This is a genomic window from Pseudoalteromonas sp. SR45-4, from assembly GCF_014163535.1.
GTDB classification, from domain to species: domain Bacteria; phylum Pseudomonadota; class Gammaproteobacteria; order Enterobacterales; family Alteromonadaceae; genus Pseudoalteromonas; species Pseudoalteromonas nigrifaciens.
Map to the genome: position 1 here is coordinate 1 of NZ_JACJDO010000144.1, position 239 is coordinate 239.

Below are 239 nucleotides of genomic sequence, written 5' to 3' on the forward strand. Positions count from 1 at the left end.
GCTACAGCAGCTTTTTTGTCATCAACGGGGGCCTCGTTTTGCGGTGCATCGTCAGTTGTACTTTCAGCGTTTGCTAGTTGTGCGGCCTTTTTAGCTTTAGCGCGAGCTATGGCTGCGGCTACAGCAGCTTTTTTGTCATCAACGGGGGCCTCGTTTTGCGGTGCATCGTCAGTTGTACTTTCAGCGTTTGCTAGTTGTGCGGCCTTTTTAGCTTTAGCGCGAGCTATGGCTGCGGCTAC

General features: G+C 52.3%; 1 pseudogene. It reads right to left on the reverse strand.

What is annotated here, in order from left to right:
• Positions 1-239: pseudogene (locus H5058_RS18340) on the reverse strand (electron transport complex subunit RsxC); the annotation flags it as partial.